Here is a 20,458-nt window from a genome sequence, read left to right on the forward strand (position 1 = left end):
AATTATCAGTTGTAGGAGGCGTTCCAGTCCAATCTGAAGGATTACCATCAACCGTTATTTGAGCAACCGCAAATGAAACGGCAACAGCCAAAATGCCGAAAATCGCAAATATTTTCTTCATAGCGATTTCCTCCTTTTGTTTTGGTTTAAGGATTGAAAATTTTTCAAAAAATTTTTAAGCAAGGATCTGGAAATGGATAATAAGCCACTACAACCGCCGTTGCTTTCACCTCCGTTGATTTTTTGTTTTTGTTTTACTCACCCCCTGTCCCCCTCTCTACAAAGTAGAGAGGGGGAACCAAAGGGGGTGAGTTTTTATAGTTTTTACTCACCCCTGCCCCCTCTCTACAAAGTAGAGAGGGGGAATCTAAAAGGGGGTGAGTTCTCTATAAGTCATCAATAAAATTTTTTATCCTTTGCAAAACATCGTCTATATTGTCAAGTTCTTCATTTTTTATCCTCAAGACCTTTAAACCAAGTTTTTCAATGATCAAATCTCGCTCTTTATCACGCTCAAGTTGATGCTTATGGATTTTGCCATCAACTTCCAAAACGAGTTTCTTTTCTGCGCAATAAAAATCTGCAACAAAAAAACGAAGTCTTCCATCAATTTCAAACACGATCGGATGTTGACGCAAAAATTTCAATCCGAGAAATTTACGATTTCTCAGAACCTGCCACAATTTCTTTTCCGAAGATGTTTGTTCTTTTCTTAACTGCCTTGCTATTTCAATTATTTGCCTTTTAAGCATTGAGGTAGAGAATTTTGTTTTACTCACCCCTGCCCCCTCTCTACAAAAAGTAGAGAGGGGGAATCAAAGGGGGTGAGTTCCTATAGTTTCTACTCACCCCCTAACCCCCTCTCTACAAAGTAGAGAGGGGGAACCAAAGGGGGTGAGTTTTTATAGTTTCTACTCACCTCCTACCCCCTCTCTATAAAATAGAGAGGGGGAATTAAAGGGGGTGAGTTCATTGAGTTCATCAAGTGAATTTACTTCACCAGCATCATCTTCTTAACAGCATTAAACTTGCCTGCCTGCAACCTGTAGAAATAAACACCACTTGCAAGATTTGTCGCATCAAACTTCAACTCATAAACACCCGGCTTCTGCTCCTCATCAATGAGAGTTGCAACCTCTTGACCGAGAATGTTGTAAATCTTCAATGTCACACGCTCCGTGTTCGGTATGCTATACTTAATCGTTGTCGTCGGGTTAAATGGATTTGGATAGTTTTGATAAAGCTCATATGTAAGCGGAACTTCTCCTGTTTCTTTCACACCCGTGAATTTATTAACTATTTTCACCGTATCTTTAAACGCGCCAAGCCCACGCTGTCTTCCAAATTTAACAACCTCAAGCTCATTTATCGCCTTCTTCCCAGTCTGATTTGGCATATCATCAAGGAACAAAAGATGATCCTCCTGGAACTCAGCCTCATTATCAACTATACCATTTACAGCAAACTTAAACTGTATCGGTCCCTTTGACGACCACTTCGGGAATGTTATCGCTATTGAATAAATCGTATCTCCTGCAACTTTATCTGGATACCTTCCATCATCGTGAAGTTTCAAATTTGACCTATCTCTTGTTGGTTCATTCCATATCCAGAACAATGGTGGCTGGCTTCCCGCAACAAACAACGAATCAACCCTTGTAATCGGATCACCATTCTTATCCGTTGCACCCCTCATATCGCAATAAATCCAAACTTCAACACCTTCATCCTTTTGAACAAATCCCTCAGGACCTGAACCAGCAAAGTATCTTCTCGGGACTTCCTGCGTGTCTGCATCTGTGAATGTGTATCTATAATTTGAACCAGGTTCCCATCCACTATTTGGAACTCTTGCTTGATTATTTGTCCCCGTCTTGATGTAATACTTATACTCAATGAAATCACCAGGAGCTGCTGTTATCGGAATAAATCCTTCCCAAATTCCAGGCTCAAGCGTTGATGGACTCAACTGATTCTGCTCTCCCCATCCATTGAAACTCCCACAAACAAGAACAACATCTCCACTATCCGGATAGAAATATCCTATCATCTGATAAACGCTCATATCAACACTGAAATAAAGATTAACCGTCTTTGCCGGTGCAATTACCTTCCTATCAAATGTTGTCCATCTCAATGTTGTATCCCGATTTATCGTAACTTCTCTGTTTGGATCACTTTCCCACTTTATAACGACATCTGGACTGTCTTTATAAGCTATCACAAATTTATACGCAATCGGTGATGGGCTTGGAAATCTTAATCTTCCAGACCAAACCTTATCATTTGCTGGCTCTGGCTTCAAAACAAATGTCTTGTTCCTGCTCAAATCTCCAAAATCATTATGACTTGGCAACTGTGCTCCCCTTACTCCAATAACATGGTTTACAGGATCAAATTCGGGTATGTTGTAAACATAAACCCTAAACCACACATCAATTGAATCAGTCGGCGTGTAAGGCGGATTCGGTCCAAAACCCTGCTTACGGAAAAACACAAATGGAAGAGTGGTGTCGCTTGATGGAATTGTAAGAGTGTAATTATTACCAACTTCCCAATCCTCTGCGTAAAACTTATATTCAAGAACTTTTCCAACCATCGTATCAGGAAAATCAACTGTTAATGTCCAGTAATCTCCACCTAAATTTCTCATCCTGTTTGTCGGAGCACTTCCCCAGGGACCAAGTAATGGATGTGAACCACGAACTTCAACAAGTGATGTGTCAACAAGAAACTTCGGCGATGTCGCTGTGTTAACATTGAAAGTAACCTTTACAGTGCCTTGTGCAAGGGCAATTGATGAAACTGTTAAGATAAGAACTAAACCAAGTGTTAAGAGTTTAAATTTGTACCACATGGCTTGACCTCATTTTGTTTTTTGTTTGCGTTTATAATTTTGAAAATCGCCGATAAAAAGTCAAGATCTCTTTGCGGAAAATCACCTCCATAATTTTGTTTTTAAAATTGAATTGAAAGAGCAAAACTTTGAATATTTTTCAAAATCCCAAAATCTTGATACGCATAATCAAACTTGAACCCAAGCCCACCAACTTTGTAATTTAATCCAACGCCAGCGGTAAATCTCTCCTGCGAATCCTTCTGGAAAAGCGACTTATAACCAGCTCTCAAAAAAATGAAATTTCTGAAACTATACTCAAACCCGAGATTTAAACTTTCCGTGTTATCGTTCGGATGAAGTGCATCAACCGCAAGCGTAAAATAATTTGATTCCGTTTTGAAAACATCAATTGACGCACCAACTCTGAAATGTAAAGGCAATGGCCAATCATCCGTTTTTAATTTAGCACTTATTGCTGGATTATTGCCCGAAGCACTTGGATCAGGGTCATAAACCACAAAAAGATCCTTTCCATCAAGTCGCATCTCCGTCCCAAAGTTGGTTATACTCGCACCAAGTTTCAATCCTCTGAATTCGGTTATAAATAAAACCCCAACATCAAGAGCGAACCCAGTTGCTCTTTCATTCCAGAGTTTCTGCTGGATGAATTTAACAGTTCCGCCAACAGAAAATCTATCTGTTAAATTCCTTGCATAGGATAAACCTACTGCTATATCACTTGCATCCCATCTTTCACCAGTTCCCTCCGGATAATCAATCGTTGTTACTTCTTCTTCGCCATAATCAAGCCGTGTGATTGAAACTCCGACAGCATTATTTCTATCAATTGCAACAGAGACGCCAACCCAATCAAAACTCGTTCCAAAAATCCAACGCGTATGCGATACCATAATTTCATTGCTTCCAATTCTTGAAGCCCCAGCTGGATTCCAATAAAGCGTGCTTACATCGCCAGCAAATGCCGTGAAAGCTCCTCCCATTCCAATTGCCCTTGGACCAACCGCAATTCCCAAAAAAGGAGCTGCTGTTGTGCCAACTTTTGATTGAGAAAATACATCCACGCTCAAAAATAAGAGCAAAATCAAAGCCGTCACAAACTTTTTAACTCTCATAGTTTTGCCAAAATTTTATTTGATAATTGCAAATTTTCCTGTTTTCTGTCCTATTCCAGGAGCATCAACGACATAGAAATATACTCCATAAGCTGCGTCAAGATTTTCCTTCGTTTTCAAATTCCAAGACACTGTTCCATCTGAAATATCTTTATCGTGTTTCAAAGTAGCGACAAGTTCGCCACGTGCGGTGAAGATATAAATTGTCGCACCAGGTGGAACATTTGTGAAATCAATTTTTTGAGGACCACGCCCGCTTGAAATTCCCGGTGGTAAAGGTGGTTCCCATCTTTCAGCGACAACATAAGGATTCGGGACAACACGAATTTTGTCAAGTTGTGATTTTGCAAGTTCCGGATCAACACGATTTGCTCTGACTTTAAATTCAAAAACATCCTCTGCTCTGAATGGCTTGCTCAATTTGAAAATTAACTTATTCCCAGCTCCCGGCAAAGCAAGCGACGAATCACCCTGAAATATCACAGCCCATGTAAATGAAGATGTATTCTGATATGTCTCATAAAATCCAATGCTTATCTGCCTCACCTTTGTGAAAGCGTTATAAACATTCACATAAACGAAATCAATGTATTTGTCCTCGGTCAAATTCTTAACTTTGAACTTAACAGGCGTTGCTGGAATCCTCAAAGGTGAATAAGCCATTGATGTATCAACTATTTCATCATAACATTCTATCGCATAATCAGCCGGATATTCTTTGCCTCTAACTGCACCAGCGCTAAAAAGTGAAAAAGTCATCGTTGATCTCGGCGGTCTATTCCATTGGCTTGTATCAATTGACATCAATTTTATATTCCAGTGGTTATCAAAAATTAACCTCATACCGTCAAACAAAGCAGTTTCTCCCTCAAAAATTCTGCTCCATTTGACAACTGTATCCGGTGCATTAGAATTTGTAATGTCAATAACCGAATAAGAAGTTGTAATCCTGTTGAATGATGAATCCTTGAAGACGACTCTATAAGTGTGATTGTCTTTGACTTTGAACGGGTCAAGGACATAAAGATAAATGTTTCCAGTTCCAGGTCCCTGCGTATGTAAAATTGTATCAGTCCCTGCTGGAATAAATCCAGCGGTGGGTGCATTTGGAGTAACCATAACTGTGTTTTTGTCAAAAATTAATTCCCCCGTCGTCGTTCGTTGTATATATTTCGTGTTTTCAGAAGGATAAACCCCAAGTTCCGCATCACCTTTATCATAAGCCACAACAGCGTAATAATAAGTCACTCCATTTTTCACATCTGTATCAATAAATTGATGCTGAATCCCGGAGTCATTGCCAAGCCAAAACTTAACACCATTTATATCAAGCGGGAACCAACCGAAGACGCTATCTTTTAAATCAAATTGAGCAATTGGCTTGTAAAATATCGGATTTCCAAAACCATCTGTTATAACTCTTGCATCGTTGAAGTTCGGATCGGTCGCCTTGTAAATTTTATACCCTTCAAAATCAAATGCTTTGTTAATGTCTTCACCTTTATTTTTGTAAACTTCCGCAAGTGCTCTGTCAAACGATTTCTCAGCTATATCATCCCAGTACAAGACAACTTTTCTATCCCCGGCGATCGCTTTCAAGGTTGGTTTCTCAGGCGGTCTTGGGAAATTGTAATTTGCGTCATAAATTCCCTGCATAACTTTTTTATTCGCGAACAAATCATCTTTGTTTTCGCCCATGAAAAGAATAAGCGAAAATCTTTCCGTTTGCTTTGAAGTCAACGGGAAATAACCAGAGCCAGCATCAAAATCAGGTCCTTCAACATAACCAGCAAGATATTGTTCTGGCACTTGCCAATTTCCGGGCATAAGACGACGCCATAATTCTTCATCATTTGCCATATTTATCGCCCCAGCTGGAACGAAGAAATCAAAACTCGTCAATCCAACTTGATCCGACTCATTAACATCCGTTGCATCAAATCTTGATTCCCCCGGAGTTGGGACACCATCGCCTTCGCCCAAATCTCCAGTCCCCGGAACTCCGTCAGCACCAACATCATCCCAAAATGGATCCCAATCACCATCGTTGTCAATTCCATCATCTCTTCTTTCGTCAATTAACGGATCATTTAAACCGCGACCTGTGAAATAGTTTTTATATGCAAGTGGGTTCAACTTGTCAAAGATAACCCTTCCATCTGCGGTTTTTCTAATTTGCCTGTAATGAAGGTCAAAATTTTCATCAACCAAACCATCAAGATCATCATCAATTCCATTGTTCGGGACTTCAACAAGTTCTTTACCGGGCCAGATTTTAAACGGCTCGCCAAGTGAATAAACCATCACAGTATCCGCATCACTCTTGAACAAAGTATCAAGCAAGACAACATGCCTTTCATAAACAGTTTGATAAACTTTATAAATCGGCGAATAAACTTTTTTAATCTCTATCAAAACAATTTTATTGTTCGGAAAATCAGGATTCGGTCCGGGGTCGTATCTTGATAGAATTCGTCTTGTTCCATCCGGATTTAATTGAGTTGGTGGAAAATCCTGCGCTTTAAATCTCGGGCTTGTCGGCAATTTGCTATCGCCATCGTTGTCAATTCCATCAAAAGGATTTCCGGGTGTTTCAAGAAATCCATAACCTAAATAGCCAACATTTCCAATCCATTTTGGATTTGAGCTTCTGTCAATGTAATTGTCCGCATCCCACGAATATGTTAAGTCCTCAGCAGCGTCAAAAAAGGAGAGATCATCTTTCCATTCCGTATTTCCGCTTGAACCACCTCCAGCGCCAACCCATGTCCCAACAAGAAATCCAAAAACAGTTCTTCTGTAATCCGTTGTCCCCTCGTTTGTGATGTCGTATACCCAGAAAATCCCATCTTCGGCAAGCACATTTGACCATTGCATTCCTCTAACCTTTACAACAAGCCCATGCCCCATTCTCGTTGAATCAGTTGAATCAGGTCTGAAACCATATCTTCGGTTATACTTTTCATCGTTGTTATCATCCATAACGAAATAACTTTCCTGATCTGCGTTTGTAATTCCCTTTCCAAAATATCCATTCCAATAAGGTTTTCCAGTTGCTGTATCAATCCAATCGGGATGATCTGGCCAGAATGGTGGCCATGTTTCAGGCAGATGGCTCATCGCAACTCCTTTCCCAGGTGCTTGAAGCGTTGGATTCGCATAACCGGGCACAGGTTCAAATCCCCAAAACTTTCCACCGCTTCCAGTCTCACCACCAGAAGCACCGCCAGGTCTGTCAACAGGACAAATCACAACAGAATGAACCGTGTCAACGACAATTCGCTTTAAAACTGTGTCATATCTTGGGAAATAAAGCTCAAGCCCAACAAGTATACTGACATCACCAGCATAACCATTATCATCATATTTCCACGCAAGCGGTGGTCCTTGATTTGAAGGTTGCGCTATAACACCCCAGTTTCCAAAAACTGTCTTAACAAGATTTCCATTATGAATCCCAACCTTCCTAAAAGTTCTATCACCCCTTAACTTCTGCGAGAAAAGATTTTCGTTTGAAATCAAGAGCAAAACCGAAATTAACAGAAATAAAATTTTTCGCATTTTTTAAACCGAAATTTTTTGTTTCATTTTTCAAAATTATTGACCGAAGAAAATCGTCAAACCAAATTCAATCCTTCTCGGCTCTGAATAAAAAGTCGGATTTGTGAACCATTCACCAAGCGAATTAACAAGCTGAACAGGTTGCTGTCTCAAAGCGCTCAAATAATCAAGTGTGAAATCAGGTCTTCCCGTATCGTTGTAAACTCCATACGCATTTTTCGTATCAAAAAGATTGTAAATTCTCGCAAACAAAGAAAATGTAAAGAACTTAAGCTTGATGTCTTTGTAAATTCGCAAATCAACATTGAAAACAGATGGCTTCTTCTCGGAATTTATCAACAAAGTCCCGATGTTTTTGGATTGCCTCGGCGTGTAAGGTGTTCCACTCCCATATTGAGCAACAACACTTAATCCCCAATTGCCCGGAACAGAATAAGAAGCGGTCACATTTAAAGTATGTCTTTGATCCCAATCCAACGGAATTATCTTAACTTCTGGCCATTGCCCACCAAGGCGTAAATTTCTTGTCTGCGCTGGATCAGATGCGTTTCCCTTCGCAACTTGAAATGTGTAATCAATCGTTAAAGCCCAATTATTTGAAAATCTTTTATCAAGCGAAAAAACAATCCCACGGACAAAACCAAAATCTGTATTCTCATATTTGTTATACCACGCCGAACCACCAAAGATGAAAATCTCATCAGCTCTTGTTCCTGTTAAGTTCCTTATGTCCCTGAAATAACCCGTTAACTCAATCGCAATATCATTTGTAATCGCCTGCTGAACTCCAATCTCTCCGCTCACGGTTTGCTCGGGCTTCAAATCCGCATTACCAACAAGTCCGATATTTCCAGTCCCCGAACCAAGTTTAAACTCCGGATTAGTATAAAGATATTCAAACGGCGGAATCTGAAAGAAATGACCATACGAAAAATGTATAACTCCACGATCCGTAATTGGGAAAGCCACCCCAATTCTTGGACTCCATTGCCACTTCGGCTTCGCCTTTATATACCAATATGCTCTCCTATCTTCAACCGTCTTGGGAATATCCCCTTCATCTCCATAAATTCCGTTGTTATTTGTGTCAAAATATCTATTTTGCGGTTTCAATGGCTGATAAATGTTCGGATCAGATGGGTCAGCAAGAACATGCCAATCGGGATCAAAATAATCAAACCTTACACCAACATTTAAAATTATCTCGTTAAATTCCATCTTGTCCTGAATATAAGCGGAAAATTCCTTCGGGTGATTTCTGAAAAGAGTGTGCGACGGCTCGGAAATATCAGGAATTCTCGTCTTAACATAAGGATTTTTATCAAGGATTGGATCACGCGCCCTGTCTTCATCTGAAAGATCAAGATTAAATCCTTCAAAATAAATCGTATGATATCTAAATTCAACGCCCGTCTTCACTTGATGAACTTTGGTTATCTGCGATGTTAAGTCAAATTTTCCAACATATGTCCCGGTATTTCTGTAAAAATGATCCATTTTCATTCCACCAGCGATAAAGCTGTATGGTCCGGGTTGAAGCAAAAGTTTTGGATGAACATATCTTGGGTCATATGGATCTTTGAAAACATAATGTCTGTAATCTTTGAAGAAATACGAAAAGCTCGCCTGATAAAATGTTGACTTGCTCAATGTATGGTTTATTGAAAGAATGTTTGTTATACCCTTGCTGAACCTATTCAAATCACCATCGGGATTATACTTGAAAGCAAAATCAAATGTGCGATATTTCATAAACTCATACATATAGTTGTATGAAACTTTAAGCGTCGGAGAAACTTGAAATGTTAATTTCCCTTGCAGAAAAATTTTTCTGTTCCAGTTCATTGGGACATATGCGCTATCCCCAAGCCCTTGCTCAGGGTTTATGCTTATTATCCATTTGTTTGGATCGGGGTCACGATTATCAACGATATTTTCAGGCTTAAACTTTCTTATTCCATAAAGCCATCCACCAAAGTAAATCCATCTCGCATTTAAGTAGTAGAAAATTTTATTTTTCAAAATTGGACCACTCAAGTTTCCTTCATAGTTTCTAATTGAAAGCGGGTTAAATTTTTGCAAACCCGTAAATATGTCCGTATGCGTCGTGGCATAACTTCCAAGATAAGTTGTAAAACTTCCATTTAATCTGTTATCCCCATCTTTCGTAGCAATGTTAATTATCCCTGACATCGCTTGACCGTATTCCGCATTGAAAGCACCGCTTACAAGTTGAAGCTCTTGAATTGACTTTCTATCAACCGAGATAACAGCACTTCTATCGTAGACATCCGTAACAGGAACACCATCAATCCAATAAGCAACCTCACCACTTCTTCCACCTCTTATGTGCCCTGCGACGACACCAGCTTGAAGTTGAATGACTTCCTGAAATTCTGTTATAGGCAACGCCTGAATTAAATCACTCCCGATGATTGCGGTTGATGCCGTCAAATCCTTCTGAACAAGCGGTCTTTCTGCAAATACCACAACTTCCTGCCCAAGTTCAATCACGGTCGGCTCAAGCTGAAAATCAACCCTTGTTGTAAGGTCAATTGAAACTTTAACACCTTCTTTAACAACTGTTTTATAACCGATTGCGGATGCTTTTACTCTGTAAGTTCCGGGTGGGACATTAATTATCACATAATTTCCGTTTATATCTGTCGCTGCGCCAAGATAAGTGCCTTCAATGATCACATTTACTCCAACTATTGGCTCTCCCGTTTGAGCATCTGTTACTCTGCCAGCGATTTTACCAGTGTTGCCTGCAAAAAGTATTGCAGGGATAAAAAGTAAAAAGAAAAATTTTTTCAAATTCATATCAACCTCAATTTTTCTTTAAGGACAAGTTTTTCTTATCACAAGCTCCGGCGTAAATTTAATATGTTCTGGCTTTGTTTTTCTGCTGTTCATTCTCTCAAAAAGTTTTTCAACCGCAACTTTACCTATCTCATACATTGGCTGTCTTACCGTTGTGAGACCAAAATCTTTTGCAAGTTCAATATCATCAAAACCGATGACAGCGACATCATCTGGAACCTTTATTCCTCTCTCACTCAATGCTTCAATCACACCTATTGCCTGAATATCGCTTGAGACAAAAATTGCCGATGGAATTTCACGATTACGACTTAAAAGCTCTTTACATGCCTGATAACCCGCATCTCGGGTAAACCCATCAAGCCGTGTATCCCTGCTCTCAACAAAATACTCTTCATAAAAAATTTTCCCATAATCTGACAAAGCTTTTCTAAAACCATCAAATCTTTGCTTTGCTGGCATGCTTTCAAGCCGTGCAACTATCATACCAATTTTTTCATATCCGTGCTCAATTAAATGTTTCGTCGCAATATAAGCACCTTGAAAATTATCAACAGTAATTGAATCAAATTTCGGATGAAATGTATCAACAAGGACAATTGGAATTCCGCGCTGTTTGAAATAACTTGTATATGCTTCTGGAAATTTCATTGAAAAGAAAAGGACACCGTCAACTTTCCCACGATGCGTGCTTTTTTGAATGTAATGTTCAACCTGCGTTGAAGGGTCATTCACACCATAGAGAACAAGGTCAAATCCATAATCCAAGATTTTATCCTGAACCCCACGCAAAACTTCAATGAAGAAATAGCTTATGAAAAATGGAATTACTGCGGAGATTGCATAAGCTTTTTGCTTTGCTAATCTCTGTGCGTAGGTATGTGGCTGGTAATTTAAACGGCGGGCAACTTCAAGAACTTTTCTTCTCGTTTCATCCGAGACATGAGGATTCCCATTTAAAACCCTTGATACAGTTCCGATTCCGACCTTCGCCTCGCGGGCTATGTCGTAAATTGTTATCCCATAGAAAAACCATTTATTTTGGAAGTGCTTCCATAAGATAATAAAAATTTTTTTCATTGTCAAGTTTAAAAACCACCACTTAAAAAGTTTTCGCAAAGAGTAACCCATACGAAGCAAATTTTTTTTATCCCAACGATAAGTTTTACTGATTGTAAAAATTTTTGCTCTCTCCGCTCACAATATTCTCACTTGACTTTTGAGCTTAGCTTGATTATATTTAGCAAAAGTTTTTAGAGTTCTTTTAACATTTGGGATTCTGGTCCCGTTTTTCACGGGTTAAAAGGGAAGTCCGGTGCAAATCCGGCGCTGCCCCGCAACTGTGATCCCGATTTAAAACTTCGGCAAAGCGTAAAAGACGCTAAAGCCACTGTCCCAACCCTGGGATGGGAAGGCGAGCCGAAGTTTCGGGAAAGCCAGGAGACCTGCCAGAATCCCCGCGAATCCAAAACCTCCGAGGGGAGGTTGAGGATTTAAAAACCAAAAGTTTTTGAATTTTGCAACCCAACCTTCTCTCGGAATTTATTTCCGGAGTTGGTTGGGTTTTTTGTTTTAAAATTAACACAAAAATGAAAATGAAAGCTTGGCTAATATCTATACTGCTGACAATAAATGTCTTGGCACAAGATGTGACAGTTGAACTTAAAGTTATTGATGAAAATAAAACCGCCGTAAAAGATGCCATCGTTGAAATACAACAAATTAACAACAGACAAAGAAGCATAACCGACTCGCTTGGTCTTACAAAGCTAATCGCTAAAACAGGCGATGCGAAGATAACTATAAGACATCTATCTTACCGACAATATAAAAGCAATTTAAAAATTAACACAGACACACTTATCATAATCCAGCTTTCAACTCGTCTCATAAAACTCAATGAAATAACCGTAACCGCAACAGGTTATAAAGCAAACACTGCCGAAGTTGCAAACTTCGTTGAAGTCATAGACGAAGAAACATTTGATAAATTTTTGCCAAATTCATTTTCCGATATTTTGAAAACTGGAACATCAATCTACATTCGCGACTACGGAGGAACACCAGCACAATTGAAAACAATTTCTCTTCGTGGGACTGGTTCAGAACATACGGTTTTTATGCTAAACGGCGTGAGAATTTCAAGCTTTCAAAATGGTGTTTTTGATTTAAGTTTGATTCCAGCCGATGTAATTGAACGAATTGAGATAATTCACTCAAACATGTCCTCACTTTATGGTGCGGATGCAATTGGTGGCGTTGTCAATGTGATAACAAAAAGAAAAAATAATTTTACAGAATTTAACATAGCAACCGGCTCTTTTGGAACGAGAAAATTTAACTTCAATTTTTCTGGAAGTGTAAAAAATTTAAATTACCTTGCATCTTTCACAAGAAACTACGGCGCTGGAAATTTCCACTACAAATACAAACTTGGAAACAACGAAATAACTTTAAACCGAAAAAATGCTCATTTTAACATCTCAGACTTCTACATAAACTTTTCAAGCCAAAACATCTCATTTTCAACTCTTTACCTTCGCTCAGCGCGCGGGATACCAGCCCCAACGACAAAATTTGACCCATCAAACACCGCAACACAATTTGACGAAGACATTAACTTAACACTTTCAATCACGAAACCATTTGCTTCATCCATTTTGAAGGCGAATTTTCTCTTTAAAAATTCACTCTTAAAATACACAAACAACGACCTAATCATCGCTGGCTCTGGAATATCAAGTTATTCCCATAATCTTCTTTTCTCCGGAGTTATAACTTATCTTTTTAAGACAAATTTTGATCTTTTGCTTGTCCCCGGTTTTGAGGTGTCCTTTGGAATTGCAAATGGCAACTCTTTTGAAAAGGCGAAACGAATTAACACTGGTTTGTTTTTAACCGCAGAGAAAAAACTTGAAGTCCAATCTTTATTGACTACACGAATTTACATAATGTTAAGAAATGATCGCTTCTCTGATTTCGGCAATAAATTTATTTACAAAATTGGCATCAATTCTGGGATACCTAAAAATCCGTTGCTATCTCTAAAATTTAGCTATGGCACTGGCTTCCGTGCCCCAACTTTCAACGACCTTTACTGGTATGGAAGCGGAAACAAAAATTTGAAACCTGAGACCTCAAAAAGTTATGACTTTGGATTTGTGCTATTTTCTGAATCAGCCAAAAAATTTATCAAAGAATTCAAATTTGAAGCTTCAATCTTTAACATTGATATAACAAACAGAATTGTCTGGCTTCCGTCGGAAGAAAATCAAAATTTATGGAAACCCATAAACATTGACGAGGTTAATTCAAGAGGGATTGAGTTTTCTGGCGAAATTGCATTTTCAAACTTTTTAAAATTAAGCGGAAATTTCTCTATCTCGCAGAGCATAAGAAAAAATAAAAGAACCGCTGACGATGCGACACAAAACAAACAACTAATTTACATACCAAAATCAACGGGCAACTTTGGAGTTCATTTATCATTTGAAAAAATGTTTCTGCTTCTTCAAACAAATTATGTCGGATTAAGATACACAACAGAAACAAACGACAGATGGCTTCAACCTTATGTCGTCGTTGATGCAACTTTTGGATTCAATTATCAAGTTAAATTATTTTCTGGCTCTGTTAAGTTCTCAATCAAAAATTTATTCAATGAAAATTATGAAACGATCGTTGGCTACCCAATGCCGTTAAGAAATTATCTCGTTGAGTTTTCTATGCAAATAAAAAATCAAACAAAACAAAAAGGTGAGGTAAAATGAAAAAAATTAAATTCATCCTCGCTCTCGTTTCAACCGCAGTTTTAATTTTAAGCGGATGTAAGAAAAGCGAAAGCATCTCTTCTGAAATCCCGACTTTAAAAGGTGTCTATGTCCTGAACGAGGGAAATTTCGGAAGAAATAATTCAACCCTAACTTACTATATCCCCGATTCAAATGTTGTTTATGAAGATGTCTTTTACAGGGTAAACGGAAGAGAACTTGGCGACACTGGAAATGACATCGTTATAAGTGGAAATAAAGTTTACATCGTCGTGAATAACTCAGATAAGATAGAAATTATAGAATCAAAAACTCACAAATCGCTTGGAACAATTCTTATTCCGCAGGCAAGTCCGTATAAAATTGCGTTGCTTGGGGACAAGGGTTATATCACAAATCTTTATCGTGGGGCTGTGACTGTAATTGACTTAACAACAAACTCAATCTTGAAGGACACAATAAAAGTTGGAGATAATCCAACGGGAATTTTCGCAATAAATGGTAAAATTTATGTTGCAAATTCAGGTTTCGGCTATGGTAAAACTGTCTCTATCATTGATGCAAAAACGAATAAAGTTGTCAAGACAATAACGCTCTGGGATGGTCCTGATGCTTTCGCATTGGATCAAATGAACAGATTGTGGGTCTTATGCTATGGTTCTTATGGTGATTGGCAAAATCCAAATGATGACACAGATGGGAAATTATACGCAATTGACATTAACACCGACGCTGTTGTTGATTCAATTTTGATAGGTGGACATCCGTCACGACTTGTCATATTTGAAGATTACGCATATACGATTAAAAATGGGAACATTGTGAGAATAAACTTGAAAACGAAGGACAAAAATGAAAATTTCATTCAAGGGAATTTCTACTCCATCGGAATTGATCCATTAAATAAACTTCTCTACTGCGCAGATGCGAAGGATTATGTTCAAAAGGGAGAGATTTACATTTACGATTTAAGCGGTAAATTTGTGAAAAAGTTTCAAGCTGGTGTGATACCTGGCTCGTTTGCATTCGCATATTGATTCACATCGCCCCCATTTCGCTGGGGGCTTTTTAATTTTGCTTAATGAGATTTCTTCTTCCAGTAAATATAGAATGGAATTCCAAGAGCAATTATGAAAAGTCCAATTATTGAATTTTTGGGCTCCTCAATCAAAGTGTTGATTGAAATAAACAACGCTGACAGAATGAAAATTAAAGGTGTGATCGGATATCCCCATGTTTTATAAGGTCGTGGTATATCCGGTTTTTTAACTCTCAAAACGAAAACCGCTCCCGCAACGAGAGTGAAAAATAACCACTCTCCGAAAATTACATATGTGAAAAGTTGTTCAAATGTCCCTGTTAAACTCAAAATTGAACTCCAAATTCCAAGAGCTAAAATTGATATGTGAGGAGTTAAAAACTTTTTATGAACTTCTGCTATCTTCTGGAAGAAAACGCCATCTCTTGCCATTGCGAAATAAACTCTTGGACCTGTTAACATATTTCCATTAGCTGCTCCTGCGATTGATAAAAGAATTATAAAAGCAATTAAAGATGACGCTGATTCACCCATAACAATTTTCATAGCATCACTTGCTATTCTATCCGAACCAGCCATTTTAGAAGCAGGGATCACATAAAGATAAGCAAGGTTTGCGGTGATGTAAATTAAAATAACGATCAAAGAACCGATGAAAAGACCAAGATAGATATTTTTTGATGGATTTTTAACTTCACCAGCGGAAAAAGTCGCCGTCTCCCAACCTTTATATGCCCAAAGAGCGGGGATAAGAGCAAGACCAAATTTACTTATAAAATCCGAAGAAAACTTTGGTAATGGTTGATAAAAATTCTTTACATCGCCATTTCCAAATGCAAAAATCATTACACATATTGAGAGAAGAGCGAAAAATTTTATAAATGTTAAGAAATTTTGAAGCGAAGCACCCCACCTAACACCGATGTAATTGACCGTCATAAGAAAGGCAATCAAAAGAATTGCAATTATTTTCTTCATCAACGGCGTTAAATCAAAAAAGTGAGGCAGATATTTTGATGAAAAAGCGACAGCAAGAGTCGCCACAGTTCCAGAGTCAATCACGAGAAAAAGCGTCCATCCGAAAAGAAATGCAATTAAACCTCCGTAAGCTTCTCTCAAATAAACATACATTCCCCCAGCGTGTGGATACATTGCCCCAAGTTCAGAAAGAGTCAAAGCTCCAAACAATGTCATAACTCCACCGAAAACCCAGACAAGTAAAAGCAAAATCGGATAATTCACAATTCCAGCTATATTTGCAGGGACTATGAAAATTCCCGAACCAATCACACCACCAACGACAATCCCAATCACATCAACAAAGTTTAAAACTCGCGGAAGTTCCTGCGTTTGCTTAAGATTTTCCATTTTGTTAAGAACTTTTTGATTGAAATATACCACAAATGCTTCTGTAAATCAACACCAATTCAAGATTTTTGTGCAAGCGCTTCTTTTAATTTCTTAACAATCTCAGGCAAAATTTCGCCCGATTTACCAATTATGACTTCATCCATAAACCAAGAAAGATCCGTTCGCTCAATGTTAATTTCAACAGTGTAAGCACCATTTCTTTTGGCAATTTGCGGAAGAGAAGCAGCAGGATACACAACGCCCGATGTTCCAATTGAAAAGAAAACATCACAATTTGAAGCAGCTTCTTCAGCTTTTTCCCATTGATCAACAGGTAAAAGTTCACCAAACCAAACAACATCAGGTCTAATTAAACCGCCACAATCACACTTTGGTACTTTCATTTCAAGCGCAAGATTTACATCGTCATATCTTTTCCCGCATTTTATGCAGTAATTTTTTTCAATGTTTCCGTGAAGTTCAACGATGTTTCTGCTCCCAGCTCTGCGATGAAGGTTGTCAACATTTTGAGTGATCAAAGTAAAATTCGGAACAAGGTTTTCAAGCTCAACGAGAGCATAATGCCCGGGATTGGGCTTAACTTCTTGAATAAGTTTCCTTCTGTAATTGTACCATTCCCAGACAAGCTCAGGATTTCGGATAAAAGCATCAAAAGTTGCAAGTTCCTCTGGTTTGAATTTTTTCCATAAACCTTCGCTTCCCCTGAATGTCGGAACACCGCTTTCAGCTGAAATTCCAGCACCGGTTAAAACAGCGACTGATTTTGCGTTTTTTAACTTTTGAACAAGCTTTTCAGAGATCATTTCTTAATTAAATTTTTGTTTTAAAACAAAAAACCGATCTCAATCGGGTAAAGGTCCCGAAATGAGATCGGCTCAGGGGGAGGTTAGTCGGAAACATTATCTGCCTAAAGCGCGATTGATTGAAGTCAAAATATCTTCAAGATCGTATGGCTTGCTAACAAAATCAGAAGCACCAAGCTTCAAGGCTTCAATTGCATTTTTAACATCAGCGTAAGCCGTTAACATTATAACTTTAATTTCCGGCTTGTTCTGTTTTATGAATTTTAACACTTCAAAGCCATCAACTCGTGGCATCTTAATGTCAAGCAAAACCACATCATAATCTTTTTGTTTTATCGTCTCAATCGCTTCATCTCCATCTCCAGCGGTTTCAACTTCATAACCTTCAGCTGCTAATTCCGTACTTAATAGGTATCTCAGGGCTTCTTCATCGTCAACTACAAGTACTCTGGGTTTTTCTGCCATTTTTAATCCGCCTCCGTTTTTATTTAAGTTTTTTATCTCACAACTCCAGATAGATTAACCGTTGCAGAACCATTTGGACCTGTTGTTGAAATGCGAATTAACACAGGTCTTCGTGTCGTATCAGCGGTTGTATCCTGAACCGCAAATGAAAATCTTGTCCAACTTCTGTCCCTTGTGTCGGGTATAGTGACATCAAGGTCTCCAAGTGCTCTTATATCTTTGCCATCTATCAAAACCTTAATTGTCGTTCCGCCAGCAAGTGGATTTCCATTTTGATCGCTCACTGTGTAATTAAAAACTTGCGAACCAAGATTGGGTATGTCAAAATTTGTCGGCGTAACAGTTATCTGCGGAATCCCGGAGAATAAAACAATCGTCTCTGCTTTTATCGTTCTTTGATTTTCGTCAGCTGTGGTTGCAGTTATAACAGCATAACCTGGACCAAGAGATGGATGAACAGGTCTTGGTTCAGCTGAAATTAAATTAACACTTCCCTGCCCTTTATCATCTGTCAAAACAGAACCTTCAATTATTCCTCCAGTCGTTGTAAAGTAAACCGCCGTCCCTGGTTTGACAGGATTTCCGTATTTATCACCCACATAAGCAGTTATTTTGTTCGTAAGACCAAAGATATTGTATCCCGGAAAATTTAATTTTTCAGGCGCAATGCTAAAATGCGCTGAATCAGGCAAACCGCCGTGGATTACAATTACAACAGGCAACGATCTTAAAGTTCTGCTTCCAACAAATGATTCAGCAACGATTTGAACAACGCCTGATTTTGTCCCACTTACAACATTGACTGAAACTCTTCCTTTTCCATCTGTCCTCGCCTTTGGTGGATAGACAAATTCCCCACCACCAGGACCAGAACCGATTCTGAAATTAACCTCAACAGAATGAGCGAGATCAATCGGTTTTCCACTTGAATCTTGAACTTCAAAGACAAGTTGTGCTGTTTCAACCGAGCCACTTTCTTTTACGCCTATATTTTTCGCTGATTGCGAAACAAGAACAATGCTTGCAGGTTCTCCGCTCGTTGGGGTTTCAGGTGCAGTTCTTTTCAAAATAAGCGTCGGCACTTCAACAATTCGCCCCGGAACAGCTAAAACATTGCTTGTGTCTGGCTCAAAGCCCTCTTTGAATGCAATTATCTGAACATTCGTCTCAACTTCAACATCAAACTTAAACTCATACCTCCCCATTGAATCGGTATAAGTTATCAATGTCGGCGTAATTCCAAGAGCTCTGACAACTGCATTTGCAACAGGCGTATTTGTTAAAGATTCAAGGACTTGACCTTTGAGTGTAACAGTTTTTTGCTGTGCTGTTTCCGGCTCAACTGCTTTTTTACAACCTGTTAAAGTAATTACAAACGCAAGCGAAATCAAAAGAATTTTTCTTAACATTTAAATCCCAGAATTTATTTTCCCGGTTTTAACTGCTTTTTATAATTTTCAAGCGCCTTTAAAAACTCTTCTCTTCCTTCTTTCAAAGTCGGACGCTCACTTACTCTTTCAACTTTTTCCTTCAATCTCTCAGCAAGCGTCGGCAATATTTCAGCTTTTAAAAGAATTATCAACTCTTTCTTTGAAATTGTTTTTGTATCAAAACCGAACAAATATCTCAAACCGAAAAACCACCACGGCAAATCTTTAAGTATAGGAACACCTTCACGAGTTGTCCTTTCCTCATTTACATACAAACCTCCAATTATCGTCTCTTCACCATCAAGTAGCAAAATTTTCGTCTGAGCAGATGATTTGTTAATTGTGATCTGAGGCGCAACCCCAGCGACATTGCTTCTTTCTATGTTAAGCTCAAGCGAGATAAAATAAACTGTGTCATATTTTATAACTTCCGGCTTAACTCTTATGATTGAACCAGTTGATATAAATTGTGTTATGGCATTTCCAGCAAAATCTCTTACTGTCGTTGATACATCACTTCCAACCTGAATTTGTCCCTGTTCACCTGACTTTACTGTTATTCTTGGGTTAGCAACGACTTCGCCAATTTGTTGCGATTCAAGCGCCTTGAAGATCGCAACTAAACTCCCAAAATCAAGATCAGGTCTTACATCAATTGTCAACAAACCCGTTTTACCTTCACCGGCTGACATCGTTACCCCAGCATTTACTCCTTTACCACGGAAGAAATCCCAACTGAAACCGTATTGTTTAAGTTTTGCTGCGTCCGCTTCAAAAAACACTGCTGAAATCATAACTTCACGAGTTTCAAATTGAACCTTTGCTTTTTCTTCCTCCGTTGGAGCAGTTGGAGCCGGCGGACCTGTGACTTCCGAAAGCGGAACAATTTTTATGTAATCAGCATATTCTTCATACCAGAGCTTATTCGTCCTTAAAATCAATTCAAGTGCGTCAAGCCAGTGCATCTTGTCAATATCAACGCCAATTGGAAAAGTTCTCGCTTCGGGGTCAATTATAACTTTGCCTAGAAATTTTTTGCTTATGTCGTTAAAAATTTGAAGCGCTTGATTGAAAGGCATCGTCCTTGACATTGAAACAATCTCTTCAGGCGCAACGAAAGCCCTGCGAAGTTCTCTAGGACGACCTCCAATTTGTGAAAGAGCTAAACCTGTTAAAATTTCAAAAAGAAGTAGAAAAACAATTATTTTTCGCTTCATCTCACCT

General features: G+C 38.6%; 13 protein-coding genes and 1 riboswitch. Of the genes, 2 read left to right on the forward strand and 11 right to left on the reverse strand.

What is annotated here, in order from left to right:
• Window positions 1–386 precede the first annotated feature (386 nt).
• From AWW83_RS06070 to AWW83_RS06095, 6 genes are all read right to left on the reverse strand, one after another.
• On the reverse strand, window positions 387–752 hold the full coding sequence (locus tag AWW83_RS06070; RefSeq protein ID WP_092349970.1) for an endonuclease domain-containing protein: 366 nt from the start codon (window positions 750–752) through the stop codon (window positions 387–389).
• Window positions 753–991: 239 nt separating this feature from the next.
• Window positions 992–2,857 (reverse strand): carbohydrate-binding module family 20 domain-containing protein, encoded by a 1,866-nt coding sequence (locus AWW83_RS06075; protein WP_092349972.1) that lies wholly within the window; start codon window positions 2,855–2,857, stop codon window positions 992–994.
• Between the two features lie 101 nt (window positions 2,858–2,958).
• Window positions 2,959–3,972: a PorV/PorQ family protein gene (locus tag AWW83_RS06080; RefSeq protein WP_092349974.1), complete on the reverse strand. Its 1,014-nt coding sequence runs from the start codon at window positions 3,970–3,972 to the stop codon at window positions 2,959–2,961.
• 15 nt (window positions 3,973–3,987) lie between these two features.
• Window positions 3,988–7,533 carry a fibronectin type III domain-containing protein gene (locus AWW83_RS06085; RefSeq protein WP_092349976.1) on the reverse strand — a complete coding sequence of 1,182 codons (3,546 nt, stop codon included), beginning with the start codon at window positions 7,531–7,533 and terminating at the stop codon, window positions 3,988–3,990.
• A gap of 36 nt (window positions 7,534–7,569) precedes the next feature.
• Window positions 7,570–10,356 carry a TonB-dependent receptor gene (locus tag AWW83_RS06090; protein WP_092349978.1) on the reverse strand — a complete coding sequence of 929 codons (2,787 nt, stop codon included), beginning with the start codon at window positions 10,354–10,356 and terminating at the stop codon, window positions 7,570–7,572.
• An 18-nt stretch (window positions 10,357–10,374) separates the two neighbouring features.
• Window positions 10,375–11,436, reverse strand: coding sequence for a LacI family DNA-binding transcriptional regulator (locus AWW83_RS06095; protein WP_159421125.1), 1,062 nt, complete (start codon window positions 11,434–11,436; stop codon window positions 10,375–10,377).
• A gap of 183 nt (window positions 11,437–11,619) precedes the next feature.
• A riboswitch (cobalamin riboswitch) is annotated at window positions 11,620–11,823 on the forward strand.
• A gap of 122 nt (window positions 11,824–11,945) precedes the next feature.
• On the opposite strand from AWW83_RS06095, the gene AWW83_RS06100 reads away from it, so the two are divergent.
• Together AWW83_RS06100 and AWW83_RS06105 are read left to right on the forward strand one after the other, a co-directional pair.
• Window positions 11,946–14,126 (forward strand): TonB-dependent receptor plug domain-containing protein, encoded by a 2,181-nt coding sequence (locus tag AWW83_RS06100; RefSeq protein ID WP_143713905.1) that lies wholly within the window; start codon window positions 11,946–11,948, stop codon window positions 14,124–14,126.
• Window positions 14,123–15,163, forward strand: coding sequence for a YncE family protein (locus AWW83_RS06105; protein WP_092349984.1), 1,041 nt, complete (start codon window positions 14,123–14,125; stop codon window positions 15,161–15,163). Before AWW83_RS06100 ends, AWW83_RS06105 begins: the two co-directional genes overlap by 4 nt.
• 41 nt (window positions 15,164–15,204) lie before the next feature.
• On the opposite strand, the gene AWW83_RS06110 is transcribed toward AWW83_RS06105, so the two are convergent.
• From AWW83_RS06110 to AWW83_RS06130, 5 genes are all read right to left on the reverse strand, one after another.
• A complete protein-coding gene (locus AWW83_RS06110) occupies window positions 15,205–16,533 on the reverse strand; it encodes an APC family permease (RefSeq protein ID WP_092349986.1) in 1,329 nt (442 codons plus the stop codon).
• A 59-nt stretch (window positions 16,534–16,592) separates the two neighbouring features.
• Window positions 16,593–17,339, reverse strand: coding sequence for an SIR2 family NAD-dependent protein deacylase (locus tag AWW83_RS06115; RefSeq protein ID WP_092349988.1), 747 nt, complete (start codon window positions 17,337–17,339; stop codon window positions 16,593–16,595).
• Between the two features lie 96 nt (window positions 17,340–17,435).
• Window positions 17,436–17,804, reverse strand: a complete 369-nt coding sequence (locus AWW83_RS06120; RefSeq protein ID WP_092349990.1) for a sigma-54-dependent transcriptional regulator — start codon at window positions 17,802–17,804, stop codon at window positions 17,436–17,438.
• A gap of 32 nt (window positions 17,805–17,836) precedes the next feature.
• Complete coding sequence (locus tag AWW83_RS06125) at window positions 17,837–19,213, reverse strand: Ig-like domain-containing protein (RefSeq protein ID WP_092349993.1); 1,377 nt, start codon at window positions 19,211–19,213, stop codon at window positions 17,837–17,839.
• Window positions 19,214–19,227: 14 nt separating this feature from the next.
• Window positions 19,228–20,451 (reverse strand): type II secretion system protein GspD, encoded by a 1,224-nt coding sequence (locus AWW83_RS06130; protein WP_092349995.1) that lies wholly within the window; start codon window positions 20,449–20,451, stop codon window positions 19,228–19,230.
• Window positions 20,452–20,458: the final 7 nt, after the last annotated feature.

The sequence above is a fragment of the Candidatus Chryseopegocella kryptomonas genome, from assembly GCF_001536065.1.
Classification (GTDB): Bacteria; Bacteroidota; Ignavibacteria; order Kryptoniales; family Kryptoniaceae; genus Kryptonium; species Kryptonium kryptomonas.

Bases quoted from the DNA above. Each gene is read 5' to 3' on its own strand.
- AWW83_RS06075 (WP_092349972.1), bottom strand. From the start codon at position 2,857: ATGTGGTACAAATTTAAACTCTTAACACTTGGTTTAGTTCTTATCTTA.
- AWW83_RS06110 (WP_092349986.1), bottom strand. From the start codon at position 16,533: ATGGAAAATCTTAAGCAAACGCAGGAACTTCCGCGAGTTTTAAACTTT.
- AWW83_RS06090 (WP_092349978.1), bottom strand. From the start codon at position 10,356: ATGAATTTGAAAAAATTTTTCTTTTTACTTTTTATCCCTGCAATACTT.
- AWW83_RS06120 (WP_092349990.1), bottom strand. From the start codon at position 17,804: ATGGCAGAAAAACCCAGAGTACTTGTAGTTGACGATGAAGAAGCCCTG.
- AWW83_RS06130 (WP_092349995.1), bottom strand. From the start codon at position 20,451: ATGAAGCGAAAAATAATTGTTTTTCTACTTCTTTTTGAAATTTTAACA.
- AWW83_RS06070 (WP_092349970.1), bottom strand. From the start codon at position 752: ATGCTTAAAAGGCAAATAATTGAAATAGCAAGGCAGTTAAGAAAAGAA.
- AWW83_RS06080 (WP_092349974.1), bottom strand. From the start codon at position 3,972: ATGAGAGTTAAAAAGTTTGTGACGGCTTTGATTTTGCTCTTATTTTTG.
- AWW83_RS06100 (WP_143713905.1), top strand. From the start codon at position 11,946: ATGAAAATGAAAGCTTGGCTAATATCTATACTGCTGACAATAAATGTC.
- AWW83_RS06105 (WP_092349984.1), top strand. From the start codon at position 14,123: ATGAAAAAAATTAAATTCATCCTCGCTCTCGTTTCAACCGCAGTTTTA.
- AWW83_RS06085 (WP_092349976.1), bottom strand. From the start codon at position 7,533: ATGCGAAAAATTTTATTTCTGTTAATTTCGGTTTTGCTCTTGATTTCA.
- AWW83_RS06115 (WP_092349988.1), bottom strand. From the start codon at position 17,339: ATGATCTCTGAAAAGCTTGTTCAAAAGTTAAAAAACGCAAAATCAGTC.
- AWW83_RS06095 (WP_159421125.1), bottom strand. From the start codon at position 11,436: ATGAAAAAAATTTTTATTATCTTATGGAAGCACTTCCAAAATAAATGG.
- AWW83_RS06125 (WP_092349993.1), bottom strand. From the start codon at position 19,213: ATGTTAAGAAAAATTCTTTTGATTTCGCTTGCGTTTGTAATTACTTTA.